18 protein-coding genes are annotated in these 15,410 nt (G+C 70.3%); 14 read left to right on the top strand and 4 right to left on the bottom strand.

The features are described from left to right. Nucleotides 1-38: 38 nt before the first annotated feature. From GXN78_RS15410 to GXN78_RS15400, 3 genes are read right to left on the bottom strand one after another with little or no spacing between them, the layout of a single operon-like run. Nucleotides 39-578 carry a DUF2946 family protein gene (locus GXN78_RS15410; RefSeq protein ID WP_106559323.1) on the bottom strand — a complete coding sequence of 180 codons (540 nt, stop codon included), beginning with the start codon at nt 576-578 and terminating at the stop codon, nt 39-41. Nucleotides 579-629: 51 nt separating this feature from the next. Then, entirely contained in the window at nt 630-1,598 is a 969-nt protein-coding gene (locus GXN78_RS15405; RefSeq protein WP_106559309.1) for an alpha/beta fold hydrolase, read from the bottom strand. Next, on the bottom strand, nt 1,598-2,047 hold the full coding sequence (locus tag GXN78_RS15400; RefSeq protein WP_106559308.1) for a nuclear transport factor 2 family protein: 450 nt from the start codon (nt 2,045-2,047) through the stop codon (nt 1,598-1,600). Before GXN78_RS15400 ends, GXN78_RS15405 begins: the two co-directional genes overlap by 1 nt. A 243-nt stretch (nt 2,048-2,290) precedes the next feature. Here GXN78_RS15400 and rutA point away from each other — a divergent pair, with 243 nt between their 5' ends. From rutA to rutF, 6 genes are read left to right on the top strand one after another with little or no spacing between them, the layout of a single operon-like run. Further along, the gene (gene rutA / locus GXN78_RS15395; RefSeq protein ID WP_106559307.1) at nt 2,291-3,403 is read left to right on the top strand and encodes a pyrimidine utilization protein A; all 1,113 of its coding nucleotides are present in this window, start codon (nt 2,291-2,293) and stop codon (nt 3,401-3,403) included. 15 nt (nt 3,404-3,418) lie between these two features. Continuing rightward, nucleotides 3,419-4,207 carry a pyrimidine utilization protein B gene (gene rutB / locus GXN78_RS15390; RefSeq protein ID WP_106559306.1) on the top strand — a complete coding sequence of 263 codons (789 nt, stop codon included), beginning with the start codon at nt 3,419-3,421 and terminating at the stop codon, nt 4,205-4,207. A gap of 27 nt (nt 4,208-4,234) precedes the next feature. Then, entirely contained in the window at nt 4,235-4,627 is a 393-nt protein-coding gene (gene rutC / locus GXN78_RS15385; RefSeq protein WP_106559305.1) for a pyrimidine utilization protein C, read from the top strand. Nucleotides 4,628-4,629: 2 nt separating this feature from the next. Next, complete coding sequence (gene rutD, locus GXN78_RS15380) at nt 4,630-5,430, top strand: pyrimidine utilization protein D (RefSeq protein WP_106559304.1); 801 nt, start codon at nt 4,630-4,632, stop codon at nt 5,428-5,430. Continuing rightward, nucleotides 5,427-6,017, top strand: coding sequence for a malonic semialdehyde reductase (locus GXN78_RS15375; protein WP_106559303.1), 591 nt, complete (start codon nt 5,427-5,429; stop codon nt 6,015-6,017). The genes rutD and GXN78_RS15375 overlap by 4 nt, the downstream gene beginning before the upstream one ends. 16 nt (nt 6,018-6,033) lie before the next feature. Further along, nucleotides 6,034-6,528, top strand: coding sequence for an NADH-dependent FMN reductase RutF (gene rutF / locus GXN78_RS15370; RefSeq protein ID WP_106559302.1), 495 nt, complete (start codon nt 6,034-6,036; stop codon nt 6,526-6,528). A 13-nt stretch (nt 6,529-6,541) separates the two neighbouring features. Here rutF and rutR read toward each other — a convergent pair whose 3' ends face one another. Then, a complete protein-coding gene (rutR, locus tag GXN78_RS15365; protein WP_106559301.1) occupies nt 6,542-7,261 on the bottom strand; it encodes an HTH-type transcriptional regulator RutR in 720 nt (239 codons plus the stop codon). Nucleotides 7,262-7,514: 253 nt separating this feature from the next. On the opposite strand from rutR, the gene GXN78_RS15360 reads away from it, so the two are divergent. From GXN78_RS15360 to GXN78_RS15325, 8 genes are read left to right on the top strand one after another with little or no spacing between them, the layout of a single operon-like run. Further along, complete coding sequence (locus GXN78_RS15360; RefSeq protein ID WP_106559300.1) at nt 7,515-8,516, top strand: 2-oxoglutarate and iron-dependent oxygenase domain-containing protein; 1,002 nt, start codon at nt 7,515-7,517, stop codon at nt 8,514-8,516. 57 nt (nt 8,517-8,573) lie between these two features. Then, nucleotides 8,574-8,981 carry a VOC family protein gene (locus GXN78_RS15355; RefSeq protein WP_106559322.1) on the top strand — a complete coding sequence of 136 codons (408 nt, stop codon included), beginning with the start codon at nt 8,574-8,576 and terminating at the stop codon, nt 8,979-8,981. Next, nucleotides 8,971-10,065, top strand: a complete 1,095-nt coding sequence (locus tag GXN78_RS15350; RefSeq protein ID WP_106559299.1) for a BMP family ABC transporter substrate-binding protein — start codon at nt 8,971-8,973, stop codon at nt 10,063-10,065. The genes GXN78_RS15355 and GXN78_RS15350 overlap by 11 nt, the downstream gene beginning before the upstream one ends. Beyond that, nucleotides 10,062-11,582: an ABC transporter ATP-binding protein gene (locus GXN78_RS15345; protein WP_106559298.1), complete on the top strand. Its 1,521-nt coding sequence runs from the start codon at nt 10,062-10,064 to the stop codon at nt 11,580-11,582. Before GXN78_RS15350 ends, GXN78_RS15345 begins: the two co-directional genes overlap by 4 nt. Further along, on the top strand, nt 11,575-12,798 hold the full coding sequence (locus GXN78_RS15340) for an ABC transporter permease (RefSeq protein WP_239142724.1): 1,224 nt from the start codon (nt 11,575-11,577) through the stop codon (nt 12,796-12,798). The genes GXN78_RS15345 and GXN78_RS15340 overlap by 8 nt, the downstream gene beginning before the upstream one ends. Beyond that, on the top strand, nt 12,795-13,727 hold the full coding sequence (locus GXN78_RS15335) for an ABC transporter permease (RefSeq protein WP_106559297.1): 933 nt from the start codon (nt 12,795-12,797) through the stop codon (nt 13,725-13,727). The genes GXN78_RS15340 and GXN78_RS15335 overlap by 4 nt, the downstream gene beginning before the upstream one ends. Further along, on the top strand, nt 13,724-14,419 hold the full coding sequence (locus GXN78_RS15330; protein WP_106559296.1) for an isochorismatase family cysteine hydrolase: 696 nt from the start codon (nt 13,724-13,726) through the stop codon (nt 14,417-14,419). The genes GXN78_RS15335 and GXN78_RS15330 overlap by 4 nt, the downstream gene beginning before the upstream one ends. After that, nucleotides 14,416-15,402 (top strand): 2OG-Fe(II) oxygenase family protein, encoded by a 987-nt coding sequence (locus tag GXN78_RS15325; RefSeq protein ID WP_106559295.1) that lies wholly within the window; start codon nt 14,416-14,418, stop codon nt 15,400-15,402. The genes GXN78_RS15330 and GXN78_RS15325 overlap by 4 nt, the downstream gene beginning before the upstream one ends. Nucleotides 15,403-15,410: the final 8 nt, after the last annotated feature.

Raw genomic sequence — 15,410 nt, 5'->3', positions numbered from 1 at the left:
CGCATGCGGGCTCTTTTTTCATGGGCCTGCGCTTTCCTTCAATGCGCGGCCTGGACGGGTCGGCCCGCCGCCGGGCTCATGACATGGCCGAAGCGCGCGGGCAGTTCCTCCGCGCGCACGCTCTCCGGCACCCAGCGCCCCTGCTCGATGGCCTCGGCCGCGTAGCCCACGTCTTGCGTATGCACCAGGCCCAGGCCAGGCGGCGCGACCAAATAGAGCCGCCCCTGCTCGTCGACCAGGCAGGCCGAGGGCTCGACCGGATCGCCGGCATGCGAGCGCACCGAGAAGTCCTCGCCGACCCGCCACACCCAGGGCGCAGCCTCCAGTTCCACGTAGACGCGCTGCGGCCCGTTCTGGAAGAACCACTGGCCCTGCTCGTCGTGCTCGTAGTTGCGCTGGATGAAGTCGATCAGCTTCTCGTGCTCGAGGCGCGAGCCCTTGGGGGCCGGAAAGGCCCCCATAGCCTGCGTGCGGTCGTCGCGCAGGTACCAGTTCCCGCGTGCGTCGAGGCCCAGCCAGCCGTAGCAGTGCGGCACGTTGGGCCACTTGGCGAGCGCCTGTTTGACGATGTCGTCCATGCCGGGGATTCTGGCGCGGATCATGCCGCCGCGCCATCGGACGAAGCCTCTTCAGAGGTGCTGCGCCAGCCAGTCGCCGACCCGCTCGGGCATGCCCAGCACATGGCCCGGCGGCCGCCCCATCGGAAAGCCCACATGGCCGCCATGGGCCGGCTGCCACAGCGTGACGTGGCGGCCCGCTTCCTCCGGGCGCGGCAGGCTGGCGGCCGGCACGAAGGGATCGTTGGTCGCGTTCACCACCAGCGCCGGAATGCGGATCGCGTCCAGGTGCGGCTTGGCCGAGGCGCGGCGCCAATAGTCGTCGGTGTCGCGAAAACCGTGCAGCGGCGCAGTGAACACGTTGTCGAAGGCGTGCAGGTCCGCGGCCGCGAGCAGCGCCTCGCGGTCGAACAGCCCCGGATGCTGGGCCAGCTTGGCCAGCGCCTTGGGCTTCATGCTGGCCAGGAACATGCGCGTATAGACCAGCCGGTTGAAGCCCTGCCCGATGGCCGCGCCGCCGGCCGCCAGGTCCAGCGGCGCGCTGATCGAGGCCGCCGCGCTCACTACCTTCGAGGCCTCCGCGCCTGCCTCCTCGACCCAGCGCAGCAGCGCATTGCCGCCCAGCGAGACGCCGGCAACGAGCATCGGCCCCGCATGCCGCTCGCGCAGGCGCGAGAGGATCCAGCCCACCTCTTCGAAGTCCCCGGAGTGGTAGGCCCGCGGCGCCAGGTTGATCTCGCCGCTGCAGCCACGGAAGTGCGGCACCGCGTAGTCCCAGCTGCGCGACTGCGCGTGGGCCGCGAAGGCCTCGGCATAGTGGCTCTTCGACGAGCCCTCGAGGCCATGGAACAGCACCAGCAGCGGCTTCGGCGCCGGCCCCTCTGCCGCGAGGAAGTCCACGTCGATGAAGTCGCCGTCCGGCGTGTTCCAGCGCTCGCGAAGGTAAGCCGGCAGGGGCGCCTCGACCCGACGCGCCCAGAGCGCGGGCCAGATGGTCTGGAGGTTGCCGCCCGGCAACCAGCGTGGCGCAACGTACTGCATCAGTGAAGGGTCTGCGGTATCTCTTCCGACTCGTCGGGCGCATGAACCGTTCCCGGACTCGCATGGTGGGCCACCATGCGCCAGCCCTGCGCGGTCTTGTGATAGACGTTGGTGGCCAGCACGAAGGCGTGGCGCGGCCCCTCGGCCGTCAGCACTTCGATGCGCTCCAGCACGTTGTGCACCGCGCTGGCGAGCGACTCCACCCTGCGCACGTGCGCCGGCGTGGCATGGATCGCGCCGTTGGCGAACATCTGCTCGAAGGCCGCGCGGATCGCGCTGGCGCCCACCAGGCGCGGGCCGCCGGGATGCACGCAGAACACCTCGTCCTCGTCGGCCCAGCAGGCCATCAGCGCATCGATGTCGCCGCGTTGCAGCGACTCGTAGAAGGTCGCCTCCACATCGTCGGCAGTGCCGGCCAGGGCGGCGGCGCGAAGTTTGGTCTTGGGCATGGCGGAAGAAACACGGGGAGTGACGGAGATTGTGCGGGGTCGGGCGGCCGGTTGCGACGCACAAGCGCGACGCTGTTGCACCAAAGCCAATCGCGATCCGTCCGACCAAACGCTCCAAATTGGACCATTTGGTCCAAACATAAGCAGGGCCGGAGTGCAAGTTGTTGATTTCAAAGGACTTAGAGGAATGGCACGGTGTATGCATAGCAATCGCCACCCCTCTCTAGCCCCGGAGCGCAACGCATGAACGTCGGCATCTTCATCCCCATCGGCAACAACGGCTGGCTGATCTCGGAGAACGCTCCGCAGTACAAGCCCAGCTTCGAGCTCAACAAGCAGATCACGCAGCGCGCCGAACACTACGGCATGGACTTCGCGCTGTCGATGATCAAGCTGCGCGGCTTCGGCGGCAAGACCGAGTTCTGGGACCACAACCTCGAAACCTTCACGCTGATGGCCGGCCTGGCCGCCGTCACCTCGAAGATCAAGCTCTACGCCACCGCCGCCTCGCTGGTGATGCCGCCAGCCATCGTGGCGCGCATGAGCTCGACCATCGACTCGATCTCCAACGGCCGCTTCGGCCTCAACCTGATCACCGGCTGGCAGAAGCCCGAGTACTCGCAGATGGGGATGTGGCCCGGCGACGCGTTCTTCGGCACGCGCTATCAGTACCTGTCGGAATACGTGCAGGTGCTGCGCCAGCTCTGGGCCACCGGGCAGTCGGACTTCAAGGGCGATCACTTCAAGATGGACGACTGCCGCGTCAGCCCCAGGCCGCAGGCCGAGATGAAGGTGATCTGCGCCGGCCAGAGCGACGCCGGCATGGACTTCTCCGCCAGTTACGCCGACTACAACTTCTGCTTCGGCAAGGGCGTCAACACGCCGCAGGCCTTCGCGCCGGCGGCACAGAAGCTGATCGAGGCGACGAAGAAGACCGGCCGCCACGTCACCTCCTACGTGCTCTTCATGGTCATCGCCGACGCCACCGACGAGGCCGCGCGCGCCAGGTGGGAGCACTACAAGGCCGGCGCCGACCAGGAGGCACTGGCCTGGCTCACGCAGCAGAGCGCGGCCGATACCAAGTCGGGCGCCGACACCAACGTGCGCCAGATGGCCGACCCGACCTCCGCCGTCAACATCAACATGGGCACCCTGGTCGGCTCCTACGCGACGGTCGCGCGCCTGCTCGACGAGGTCGCCGAAGTGCCGGGCACCGAGGGCGTGCTGCTGACCTTCGACGACTTCCTGCCCGGCGTGGAGGCCTTCGGCGAACACATCCAGCCGCTGATGAAGAGCCGCACGCACATGGACAGCCCCGTGCCTTCGCGCGTCGCCGCCGAGCGCCTGGTTGCCTGATCGACAAGGACGGCCATGAGCAACCGCAAGAACACCACCCTCGCCTCCAGCACCCCCGCTGGCGTGCCGAATGCGCCGGGCGCGCCCGCGCCGCTCGTGCTGCCCGCGCGGCCCGAGCCCCTCGCGCTGCACGCGGCCAACACCGCGCTGATCGTGGTCGACCTGCAGAACGCCTACGCCTCCTCCGGCGGCTACGTGGACACGGCCGGCTTCGACATCTCGGGCGCGCAGGGCGTGATCGCCAACATCGCGCGCACCCTTGCCGCGGCCCGCGCGGCCGGCCTGCTGGTCGTGTTCCTGCAGAACGGCTGGGATGCGGACTACGTGGAGGCCGGCGGCCCCGGCTCGCCCAACTGGCACAAGTCCAACGCGCTCAAGACCATGCGCAGGAAGCCCGAGCTGCAAGGCCGCTTCCTCGCCAAGGGCGGCTGGGACTACGAGCTGATCGACGCGCTGCGGCCGCGGGCCGGCGACATCGTGATCCCCAAGACCCGCTACAGCGGCTTCTTCAACAGCACGCTCGACAGCAGCCTGCGCGCGCGCGGCATCCGCAACCTGGTCTTCACCGGCATCGCCACCAACGTGTGCGTGGAGTCCACGCTGCGCGACGCCTTCCACCTCGAGTACTTCGCCGCGATGCTGGAGGACGCCACGCACGAGCTCGGCGGGCCGGCGATCCAGCAGGCCACGGTCTACAACGTCGAGACCTTCTTCGGCTGGGTGTCCACCGTCGAGGACTTCTGCCGCACCGTCGCGCCGCAGACCGCCGCGCAAGCCGCGCCGGCCGAAGCGGCCACCGCCTGATTCATCACTCCCACCGGACATCGAACCATGCCCAAGCAAGCCATCATCCCGCCCGGCACCGGCGTGCCGCTCGCCCCCTACGTCCCCGGCACGCTGGCCGACGGCGTGCTCTACGTGTCGGGCACCCTGCCCTTCGACAAGGACAACAACGTGGTCCACGTCGGCGACGCGAGCGCGCAGGCGCGCCACGTGCTCGCCACCATCCAGGGCGTGGTCGAGGCCGCCGGCGGCACCATGGACGACGTGACCTTCAACATGATCATGATCAAGGACTGGGCCGACTACGCGAAGATCAACGCGGTCTATGCCGAGTTCTTCCCCGGCACCAAGCCGGCGCGCTACTGCATCCAGTGCGGGCTGGTGAAGCCCGATGCGCTGGTCGAGATCGCCTCGATCGCGCACGTCGGCAACAAGGCCTGAGCATGCCGCTGCACCACGAGCTGCATGGCCCAGCCGAAGGCGATGCCGTGCTGCTGAGCCCGGGCCTGGGCGGCTCGGCGGGCTTCTGGTCGCCGCAGCTCGCCGCGCTGGTCGAAGCCGGGCACCGCGTGATCGCCTACGACCACCGCGGCACCGGCCGCAGCCCCGCGGACCTGCCGGCCGGCTACACCATCGCCGAGATGGCGCGCGACGTGCTCGAGGTCATGGACGCCACATCGACGCCGCGCTGCCACCTGGTGGGCCACGCGCTCGGCGGCCTGGTCGGGCTGCAGCTCGCGCTCGATGCGCCCGCGCGCGTGGCCAGCCTGGTGCTCGTCAACGCCTGGTCGCGGCCCAACCCGCATTCGGCGCGCTGCTTCGAGGCGCGCCTCGCGCTGCTCGGCGCCTGCGGCCCGCGCGCCTACGTGGAAGCGCAACCCATCTTCCTCTACCCCGCCGCCTGGTGCGACCACAACGCGCAGCGCGTGGCCGCCGAGGTCGAGCACGCACTCGCGCATTTCCCCGGCGAAGCCAACCTGCGCGCACGCATCGGCGCGCTGCGCGCCTTCGATGTCGATGCGCGTCTCGGGCAGATCACTGCGCCCGCGCTCGTCGCCAGCGCCGAAGACGACGTGCTCGTCCCCTGGACCTGCTCGCAGCGCCTGGCCGAGGGCCTGCCGCAGGCCTCGCTCGATCGCATGCCCCACGGCGGCCACGCGCACAGCGTGACGGAGGCCGCCGCCTTCAACCGCCGCCTGCTCGCCTTCCTCGCGCGGGTGGGCGCACCTGGAGTTCCCGCATGAAACCCGCCCTGGACAGCGCCGCCCTGGCGCTGCTTTTCACCGACGCTCGCTCGCACAACGGCTGGCGGCCCGAGCCGATCACCGACGCCCTGCTCGAACAGCTCTACGCGCTCGCGCGCTCCGGGCCGACCTCGGCCAACTGCTCGCCCGGCCGCTTCGTCTTCGTGCGCACGCCCGAAGGCAAGCAGCGCCTGGCGCCGGCCCTGTCCAAGGGCAACCTGGCCAAGACCCTGGCCGCGCCGGTCACGGTAATCGCGGCCTGGGACAGCGTCTTCTACGACAAGCTGCCCCGCCTGTTCCCGCACGCCGACGCCCGAAGCTGGTTCACCGGCAGCCTCGAGGCCGCGCGCGAGACCGCGTTTCGCAACGCCACGCTGCAGGCCGCCTACCTGCTGCTCGCCGCGCGCGCGCTGGGGCTGGATGCGGGGCCGATGTCCGGCTTCGACAAGGCGAAGGTCGACGCCGCCTTCTTCTCCGGCACCCCCTGGACCGCCAACTTCCTCATCAACCTCGGCCACGGCGACGACGCGCAGCTGTTCGGCCGCCTGCCGCGCCTGGACTTCGCCGAAGCCTGCGCGCTCGCCTGAGGAAAGCGCCGACGCCATGAACACCGTACCCAAGGGCGACTACCGCGATGCGATGGCGCGCCTCGGCGCGGCCGTCCATGTCATCACCACCGACGGCCCCGGCGGGCGCGCCGGCTTCACCGCATCGGCGGTGTGCAGCGTGACCGACGAGCCGCCGACGCTCCTGGTCTGCCTGAACCGCTCGGCCTCGGTCTACCCGGCCTTCCGGGCCAACGGCGTGCTCTGCGTGAACGCGCTGGCGCCGGGGCAGCAGGCGCTCTCAGGCCTGTTCGGCGGCAAGACGCCGATGGAGGAACGCTTCGCTGCCGGCCGCTGGCAGCGCAAGCTCACCGGCGCGCCGGTGCTCGAGGACGCGGCCGTCTCCTTCGACTGCCGCGTGTCGCACGTGACGCGCGTGGGCACGCACGACGTGCTGTTCTGCGAGGCGGTGGCCATCGCGATCGGCGGCACCGCGCACGGCCTCATCTACTTCGATCGCCGCTATCACGACATCGTCACGGCGCCTCACTGAGCGCGCAGCGCGCTCAGTGCGCGACGATGCCGTCGAGCACGATGCGCTGCACGTTGGCCACCGTCTCTTCGAAGAACTCCGGGTCCTCCAGCGTGCGGCCGGTGATGGCCTGCACCTGCACACCGAAATCGGCGTAGTGCTGGGTGGTGGCCCACAGCGCGAAGATCAGGTGGTGCGGATCGACCGGCGCGAGCTTGCCGGCCGCGACCCAGGCGCGGATCACCTCCGACTTGCGCGTCACCAGGTCGCGCAGCTCGCGATCGAGCTCGTCGCGCAGCAGCGGCGCGCCCTGGATCATCTCCAGGCAGAACAGCCGCGAGGCATCGGGCTGGTCGCGCGAGATCAGCAGCTTGCGCCGGATGTAGTCGCCGATCGCCTGCCGCGGATCCTGCTCGGCGCTGAAGCCGCGCAGCGGCTCCAGCCACACCGCGAGCAGCTCGCGCAGCGCGCTGACGTACAGCTCCTCCTTGTTGGCGAAGTAGTAGAGCAGGTTGCTCTTCGAGACATCGGCGCGCGCCGCCACCTGGTCGACGCTGGTGCCGTGCAGGCCGTAGCGCGAGAACAGGCCCAGCGCCGCGCGCAGGATCGCCGCGCGCTTGTCCTCGATCTGGCGCAGCCGGCGGCTCACCGCGGTGGCGCTGCGCGCGGCGGGCGCGCGCTTGGCATGCACGCGCTTGAGCGCGGGCGCTTCGAGGATCGGCTTGGACGGCGTCTTGCTGCGTGTCTTGGGCATGAGGGCGGCTCTCTCTCCGGTGGAATTTTCCTTCTCTCGGCGCGTCCGCATGCACGAGCCATACCGGCGATGGTACGCACCACGGCAACACGCGCGCGCACGCATTCGCCGCGCTCTGCGCCGCGCACGCACCACGCCGCGGCGGGAAACGGCATTTGTCCATTTGGTCCAACTGGCATGGACGTTGCATGGCGATGACACCGGCGAGCCGCGCGCACCGGCTCGAATCCACCGTCACCGAAGGATTGAAAGCATGACCCTGCTGTCCGTTCCGATCATCGATCTCGCCCCGTACTTTGCGGGGACGGCCGAAGGCAAGGCCGAGGTGGCGCGCCAGGTCGACGAGGCCTGCCGCAGCATCGGCTTCCTGGTCATCACGAACCACGGCATCGCACCGGAACTCGTCGCGCGCGTCTGCGCGGCCTCGCGCCGCTTCTTCGAGCTGCCGCTGGCCGAGAAGCGCAAGGTCGACCGCCCGCGCGACGACGCCGTGCGCGGCTACAGCGCGGTGGGCGAGGAGGGGCTGTCGTACAGCCTGGAGGAAGCGGCGCCGGGCGACCTCAAGGAGTCCTTCTCGATCGGTCCCTCGAAGGTGCCCGAGGACGAGTACCACCGGGGCGAAGCGGCCGGCCCGCATTTCGAGCCCAACGTGTGGCCCGCGCTGCCGGACTTCCAGCCGGCCTTCGACGGCTACTTCGAAGCCATGAGCGATCTCTCGCGCTCGCTGATGCGCATCTTCGCGCTCGCACTCGCGCTGCCCGAGACCTTCTTCGACGACAAGATCGACCGGCACATCAGCATGTTCCGCGTGCTGAGCTACCCGCCGCAGATCGAGGCCGCGCTGCCGGGCCAGCTGCGCGCCGGCGCCCACAGCGACTACGGCAGCCTCACCGTGGTGCTGCCCGACGACAAGGGGCTGCAAGTCTTCAACAAGGCCGGCCAGTGGGTGGATGTGCCGATGGTCGAGGGCGGCCTGGTGGTGAACATCGCCGACCTGATGATGCAGTGGACCAACGACCTGTGGGTGTCGACGCTGCATCGCGTGGTCAACCCGCCGCCCGATGCGGCGAGCACCAACCGGCGCCAGTCGCTGGTGTTCTTCCACCAGCCCAACTACGACGCGATGGTCGAGTGCCTGCCGAGCTGCCTCGCACCGGGCGAGAAGCCCAAGTACGCGCCGGTCTCCTCGGGCGATCACCTGAAGTCGAAGTTCCTCAAGCAGACGACCTTCGGCGGCACGAAAGCGACGGCCTGAGCCGCCGGGCCGCTCCCAAGGCGAATACCGCAGCGCGCAGCGCGGAGTCCAATGAACATGGCGCATCTCTCCTACGTCAACGTCTTCGCGAAGGACGTGGTCGCGCTCAGCGGCTTCTACCAGCGCGTGTTCGGCTTTCCCGAGATCGAGGCCATCCGCTCGCCGATCTTCCGCGGCCTGGACACCGGCAAGTCGAGCCTGGGCTTCAACGCACTCGATGCCTACGCGCTGCTGCAGCTGGCCGAGTTCTCCGACACGCGCGGCGTCAAGTTCCTGCTGAACATCGACGTCGATTCGCAGGAGGAGGTCGACCGCAGGGTGCCGCTCGCCGTCGCGGCCGGCGCGACGCTGGTCAAGGCCCCTTACCTCACCTACTACCACTGGTACCAATCGGTGCTGCTCGACCCCGAGGGCAATGTGTTCCGTATCAATTTCATGATGAAAGGTCCGAGTGATGTTGCGTAGCAAATCGATTCCCTGCGCGGTCGCGGCGCTCGTGGCGGGTGCCGCGCTGGTCGCCCCGGCGCTGGCCGCCGACGGCTTCACGCTCAAGGGCAAGCCCAAGATCGCGATGCTGTACTTCGGGCCCAAGAACGACGGCGGCTGGACCCAGGCCTTCGACGAGGCGCGCATCAAGGTCGAGAAGGAGACCGGCGAGAAGATCCAGTTCGTCGAGAACGTGCCGGAGGACGCCTCGGCCATCAAGCCCGCCGCCGAGAAGTTCATCCAGCGCGGCGCCAACATCATCATCGGCACCGCCTTCGGCTATTCGGACAGCTTCAAGGAGCTGGCGGCCAAGTACCCGGACGTGGCCTTCCTCAACGGCTCGGGCACCAGCAACGGCGCCAACCTCGAGTCCTTCTACGGCCGCACCTACGAGAGCCAGTACCTGTGCGGCATGGCGGCCGGCGCGGCCTCGAAGAGCGGCAAGCTCGGCTTCGTCGCGGCCAATCCCTTCGGCGTGGTCAACTGGACCATCAACGCCTTCGCGCTGGGTGCGCAGAAGATGAACCCGAACGCGACGGTCAACGTGATCTACACCGGCGCGTGGAACGACCCGGTCAAGGAACGCGCGGCCGCCGCGGCGCTGATCGACCAGGGCGCCGACGTGATCGGCCAGCACGTCGACAGCCCGACGCCGCAGATCGTGGCGCAGGAGCGCGGCGTCTATGGCACCGGCCACCACCGCGACCTGCGGCAGTTCGCGCCCAAGGCCACGCTGTGCTCCTCGGTCTGGGTGTGGGACAAGTTCCTCACGCCCGAGCTCAAGAAGATCATGGCCGGCAACTGGAAGCCCGCACCCTACGGCGCCTTCATCCCGATGAGCGCGGGCGGCACCGACATCGCCGGCTTCGGCCCGGGGGTGCCGAAGGACAAGGCGGCTGCCATCAGCGCCGTGCGCGAGGCGCTGCTCAAGGGCAAGCAGATCTACGCCGGCCCGCTGCTCGACCGCGAGGGCAAGGAGCGCGTCGCCAAGGGCGCCGTGCTCTCGGACGCGGATCTCTGGAAGATGGACTGGTTCGTCAAAGGCGTCGTCACGCAGAAATGAAGACCGCGCTCGAGCTCACCGGCATCCACAAGTCCTTCGACGGATTCGCCGCCTTGACCGACGCGCATTTCCGCGCGTCCTGGGGCGAGGTGCATGCGCTTCTGGGCGAGAACGGCGCCGGCAAGTCCTCGCTGATGAACATCGCGGCCGGGCTCTACGCGGCCGAGGCCGGCACGCTGCGGGTGGACGACAACACGGTGCGCTTCAGCGGACCGCGCGACGCGGCCCGGGCCCGCATCGGGATGGTCCACCAGCATTTCCGGCTGGTGCGGTCCTTCACGGTGGCGCAGAACGTCCTGTTGACTGCGCCCGCCGCCGAGGGCTTCGAGAGCCACCGCAAGCGCCTGCGGCGCATCGAGGCGGCCATCCGCGAGCAGGCGCAGGCGCTCGGCTTCGACATCGATCCGGCGCAGCGCGTGGACCGGCTCTCGGTGGCCGAGCAGCAGCGCGTCGAGATCCTCAAGGTGCTGCTGGCCGGCGCGCGCATCCTGATCCTCGACGAGCCCACCGCGGTGCTGACCGACAGCGAGGCCGAGCGCCTGCTCTCGACCGTGCAGGCGCTGGCGCGGCGCGGAGCGGCGGTGGTGCTGGTCACGCACAAGATGGCCGACGTCAAACGCCATGCCGACCGCGTGACCGTGATGCGCGGCGGCCGCACGGTCGCGACGGTGGACCCGAAGCAGATGCCGGTGGCCGAGCTGGTCCGGCTGACGGTCGGCGAATCGATCACCGCGCCGGCCGCCGGTTCGACACGCGCGACGCCCGGCCCGGTGCGGCTCGCGGTGCGCGGCCTGCGTTCGCCCGCGCTGCAGGGCCGCCGCGTGCTCGACAGCATCGACCTCGAACTGCGCGCCGGCGAGATCTACGGGCTGGCCGGCGTCGGCGGCAACGGCCAGGGGGAGCTGGCGGGGGCGATCATGGGCATGGCAGACGATGCCGAAGGCGAGATCGCGCTCGAAGGCCATGGCGATCTCCTGCGCACGCCGGCGCCCGCGCGCCGCGCGCTGGGCCTGGCCGCCATCCCGGCCGACCGCTACGGCCTCGCGCTGGCGGGCGGCCTCTCGGTGGCCGAGAACTACGGCATCGGCCAGGTCCACAGCGGGCGCTACGGCCCGGCGTGGCGCCTGAAGCGCCGGGCGATGGACGCCGATGCGCGCGCGGCCGTCGCCGCCTTCGACGTGCAGGGCGCGCGCTCGGTCGCGCAGAAGGCCGCGCTGCTGTCGGGCGGCAACGCGCAGAAGCTGGTGCTGGCGCGCGAGTTCGGCAAGTCGCCGCGCCTGGTGCTGGCCCACAGCCCCAGCCGCGGGCTGGACGTGCGCGCCGGCGCCGACGTGCATGCGCGGCTGCGCGCCGCGCGCGATGCCGGGGCGGCCGTGCTGCTGATCAGCGAGGACCTCGACGAGGTGCTGGCGCTGGCCGACCGCGTGGGCGTGATGACGCGCGGCCGCATCGTGGCCGAGTTCGCGCAGCCGGCCGACCGGCAGGCCATCGGCCAGGCGATGGTGGACCATGGCTGAGCCTGCGTTGTCGATGTCCGCGCCGGCCATGGTGCCCGGCGGTGCCGTTGCGGGCCCTCCGGCGCCGACCGTTCGGGGCGAGCCGGTCGAAGACGGCTTCGGCCCTTCGACCGGCGAAGGGGGCACGGAGGAGCCGAAGGCCGCGCGCCAGCCCTGGGCCGCGCGCCGCTACGCGCTGGAGATCCGCCAGCACATGGCCTGGCACCGGCAGGCGCTCATCCTCGCCGCGGCCATCGGCGTGGGGCTGCTGATCTCGGCCGTCATCCTGGTGGCCGCGGGCGTGCCGGCCGCCGAACTGGCCAACGAGTTCATCGTCCAGACCTTCCTCGACGGCCAGAACCTGCGCGCCGTGCTGTTCCAGGCGGCGCCGATGGTCCTGGTCGGGCTGGCCGGCGCGATGGCCTTTCGCGCCCGCTTCTGGAACCTCGGCCTGGAGGGCCAGATGATCTGGGGCGCCATCGGCGCCACCGCCGTGTCCTTCTTCGAGATCGGGCCGCCCGCGCTGCGGCTGCCGCTGATGGCCATGGCCGCAGGGGCCGGCGGGCTGCTGTGGGTGCTGGGCCCGGCGCTGCTCAAGCGCCGGCTGGGCGTCAACGAGATCATCTCGACGCTGATGCTGAACTACATGGCGGCCAACTTCCTGCTGCACCTGGTCTACGGCAGCTGGAAGGACCCGAAGGACAACTTCCCCTACTCGCCGCAGTTCCGCGCCTTCGAGCGCCTGCCCGACCTCGTCGCCGGGGTGAACAGCGCCATCGTGCTGGCCGGCCTGGTTGCGCTCGCGGCCTGGTGGGCGGTCGGCCTGAGCCGCGCCGGCCTGTACCTGCGCTTCGTCGACGCCAATCCGCGCATGGCGCAGGCGGCCGGCGTGCCGGTGGCACGCATGGTCTACGGCGCGGTGCTGTGCTCCGGCGCGATGGCCGGCCTCGCGGGCTTCGCGGTCGCGGCCGGGCAGGAGGGCCGGCTCACGCAGGCCTTCTACCAGGGCTACGGCTTCTCCGGCATCCTGATCGCCTTCCTGGCGCGCAACAACCCGCTGGCCGCCTGCCTGGTGGCACTGCTGGTCGCGGCGCTGTTCGTGACCGGGCGCAGCCTGCAGGTCTTCTACCAGGTGCCCTTTTCGATGGTGCAGCTGATCCAGGCGGTGATCGTGGTCTGCGTGGCGTCGAGCGACTTCTTCATCAGGCACCGTTTGCGTCGGGTGGGGAACGCATGAACGCGGACATCCTCCTCAACTGGCTCGCCAACACGCCGGATTTCGCGGTGCCCTATGCCCTCGCCGCGCTCGGCCTGATCGTGTGCGAGCGCGCCGGCGTGCTCGCGCTCGGGGCCGAGGGCCTGATGCTGGTGGGCGCGCTGGCCGGCATCGGGGCGCAGCTCGCGTTCGGCGAGCCGGCGGTGTCGCTGCTGCTGGCGATGCTGGCCGCGGCCGCGGTCTCCCTGCTGTTCGCGGCGATGGTGATCGGGCTGCGCGTCAACCAGGTGATCGCGGGCCTGGCGCTGGTGTTCTTCTGCCAGGGCCTCACCGCCCTGGTCGGCACACTGGCGCAGTGGACCAACCAGGCCACGCCGGGCATCGGCACGATGGCGTTGTGGCCCCTGTCGGCGCTGCCCGTCGTGGGCCGGCTGTTCCAGCAGAACGCGATGGTCTGGCTCACGCTGCCGATCTTCGCGGCGGTCAGCGGGTTCCTGCTGCGTACCGATGCCGGCCTACGGCTGCGCGCAGTGGGCGAGAACCCGCAGGCCGCCGATGCGGCCGGCATCCCGGTCTCGGCCTGGCGCTTCGGCGCGGTGCTGGCGGGCTCGGCGCTGGTCGGCCTGGCCGGCGCCTACATCTCGGTGGTCAGCACCAAGCTGTGGATCGCCGGCATGACCGGCGGCCGCGGCTGGATCGCGGTCGGCCTGGTGATCTTCGCGCGCTGGTCGCCCTGGAAGGCGCTGGCCGGCGCGCTGCTGTTCGGCTGCATCGAGGCGCTGATCCCCCAGTTGGCCGCGGCCGGCGTGCAGCTGCCGCAGTACTTCGTGCTGATGACGCCCTATGCAGTGACGCTCGGCGTGATGGTCTGGGCCGCGCTGGCGCGGCGCGGCGGGGACGGCGAACCGGGCGCCCTGGGCGTGCCCTACGTGCGGGAGGAACGGCGATGAGGGCCTACGTCTACGGCCAGGCACGCGAGCTCGACGCGGGCTTCGAGGACTACCTCGACCCGGCCGGCACCGCCGTGATCTCCATCGACATGCACCGCGGCCACCTGGACGACAGCCCCGACTGCCCCTGCCCCGCGCCGCGCGCCCGCGAGCTGGTGGCGCCCATCGATGCCTTCCACGACCATGCCCGCGCGCTCGGCCTGCCCGTGGTGCACGTGAAGTCGGTGCTGCGGCCCGGCGGCGCCGACGACCTGCGCGGCATTCCGGCCGCGTGGCGGCGCACCTTCCCGCTGCACGTGGGGCCCATCCCCAACGCGGATGCGCACGCCCTCGAAGGCAGCCGCTGGACCGAATGGGTCACGCGCGTCGAGCCCGGCGACCTGCGGGTGGAGAACAAGCGCCGGCTCTCGGCCTTCTATCCCACCGATCTCGACTTCCTGCTGCGCAACCAGGGCATCCGCACCGTGGTGCTCAACGGCGGCTTCACCGACTGCTGCGTGCTCAACACCGCCTTCGACGCCAACAACCACAACTACCGCGTGATCGTGCTGCGCGACCTGGTGCGCGGCACCGACGCTCACCTCGAGGCCGCGGCGCTCAGCATGGTGTCGCTGCACCTGGGGCTGGTGGTGGATTCGGCCGACCTGCTTTCGCACTGGCAGCAATTCATCTCCTTCGAAGTTCATCCATGACCTCCATTCCCCTCATCGACCTGCACGGCAGCATCGACCCCCACGCGCCCCTGGCGCGCGAGTCCGCGGCGCGCCTGCACGAAGCGCTCAGCACCATCGGCTTCACCTACATCGCTGGACACAACGTGGCCCCCGCCTCACGCGACGCGGCCTTCGCGGCCTCGCGCGAGTTCCATGCATCGCCGCTCGAGCGCAAGCAGTCGGTCGCCATCAACGGCTTCCATCGCGGCTACATGGGCATGGCCACCTCCACCATCGTCACCTCTTCGGTGGCCAAGGTGACGCGGCCGAACATGAGCGAGTCGCTGATGCTCATGCACGAGCTGCCGCCGGACGACCCCGGCCTGCTGGCCGGCCTGCCGCTGCAGGGCCCCAACCAGTGGCCCGGCTGGGTGCCGGACTTCAAGCCGCGCGTCACGCGCTACATCGCCGAGGTGGACGCGCTCTCGCGCTACGTCGTGCAGCTGATCGCGATGAGCCTGGGCCTGCCCGCGCACGCGCTCGACCACCACTTCGAGCGGCCCACCACGTTCCTGCGCCTGCTGCACTACCCGCCGCAGGCGCCGCAGGAAGACGAGCAGATCGGCTCGGCGCCGCACACCGACTACGGCGTCGTCACGCTGCTGGCGCAGGACGACGCGGGCGGCCTGCAGGTGCGGCCGCGCGGCGGCGACTGGATCGAGGCGCCGCCGATCCCGGACACCTACGTGCTCAACGTCGGCGACATGCTCGCGCGCTGGACCAACGGGCGCTTCGTCTCCACGCCGCACCGCGTGATCAACCGCTCCGGCGGCGACCGCTATTCGCTGCCCTATTTCTTCGACCCGGGCATGGATGCGCTGATCGAATGCCTGCCCACCTGCACCGACGAGGCGAACCCGCCGCGGCACGCACCGGTGCGCTACGGCAACTACCTGCTCGACCGCCTGAACCGCAACTACGACTACCGCCGCGCGCCGTCGGGCGACGCCGTCACCGCCTGACTCCCTCT

This window comes from Variovorax sp. WS11, from assembly GCF_010499245.1.
In the GTDB taxonomy this organism is placed as follows: domain Bacteria; phylum Pseudomonadota; class Gammaproteobacteria; order Burkholderiales; family Burkholderiaceae_C; genus Variovorax.
Note: the sequence above shows the minus strand (reverse complement) of the source record. Positions and strands in the feature narration are given on the sequence as shown.

Bases quoted from the DNA above. Each gene is read 5' to 3' on its own strand.
- GXN78_RS15410 (WP_106559323.1), bottom strand. From the start codon at position 578: ATGGACGACATCGTCAAACAGGCGCTCGCCAAGTGGCCCAACGTGCCG.
- GXN78_RS15405 (WP_106559309.1), bottom strand. From the start codon at position 1,598: ATGCAGTACGTTGCGCCACGCTGGTTGCCGGGCGGCAACCTCCAGACC.
- GXN78_RS15400 (WP_106559308.1), bottom strand. From the start codon at position 2,047: ATGCCCAAGACCAAACTTCGCGCCGCCGCCCTGGCCGGCACTGCCGAC.
- rutA (WP_106559307.1), top strand. From the start codon at position 2,291: ATGAACGTCGGCATCTTCATCCCCATCGGCAACAACGGCTGGCTGATC.
- rutB (WP_106559306.1), top strand. From the start codon at position 3,419: ATGAGCAACCGCAAGAACACCACCCTCGCCTCCAGCACCCCCGCTGGC.
- rutC (WP_106559305.1), top strand. From the start codon at position 4,235: ATGCCCAAGCAAGCCATCATCCCGCCCGGCACCGGCGTGCCGCTCGCC.
- rutD (WP_106559304.1), top strand. From the start codon at position 4,630: ATGCCGCTGCACCACGAGCTGCATGGCCCAGCCGAAGGCGATGCCGTG.
- GXN78_RS15375 (WP_106559303.1), top strand. From the start codon at position 5,427: ATGAAACCCGCCCTGGACAGCGCCGCCCTGGCGCTGCTTTTCACCGAC.
- rutF (WP_106559302.1), top strand. From the start codon at position 6,034: ATGAACACCGTACCCAAGGGCGACTACCGCGATGCGATGGCGCGCCTC.
- rutR (WP_106559301.1), bottom strand. From the start codon at position 7,261: ATGCCCAAGACACGCAGCAAGACGCCGTCCAAGCCGATCCTCGAAGCG.
- GXN78_RS15360 (WP_106559300.1), top strand. From the start codon at position 7,515: ATGACCCTGCTGTCCGTTCCGATCATCGATCTCGCCCCGTACTTTGCG.
- GXN78_RS15355 (WP_106559322.1), top strand. From the start codon at position 8,574: ATGGCGCATCTCTCCTACGTCAACGTCTTCGCGAAGGACGTGGTCGCG.
- GXN78_RS15350 (WP_106559299.1), top strand. From the start codon at position 8,971: ATGTTGCGTAGCAAATCGATTCCCTGCGCGGTCGCGGCGCTCGTGGCG.
- GXN78_RS15345 (WP_106559298.1), top strand. From the start codon at position 10,062: ATGAAGACCGCGCTCGAGCTCACCGGCATCCACAAGTCCTTCGACGGA.
- GXN78_RS15340 (WP_239142724.1), top strand. From the start codon at position 11,575: ATGGCTGAGCCTGCGTTGTCGATGTCCGCGCCGGCCATGGTGCCCGGC.
- GXN78_RS15335 (WP_106559297.1), top strand. From the start codon at position 12,795: ATGAACGCGGACATCCTCCTCAACTGGCTCGCCAACACGCCGGATTTC.
- GXN78_RS15330 (WP_106559296.1), top strand. From the start codon at position 13,724: ATGAGGGCCTACGTCTACGGCCAGGCACGCGAGCTCGACGCGGGCTTC.
- GXN78_RS15325 (WP_106559295.1), top strand. From the start codon at position 14,416: ATGACCTCCATTCCCCTCATCGACCTGCACGGCAGCATCGACCCCCAC.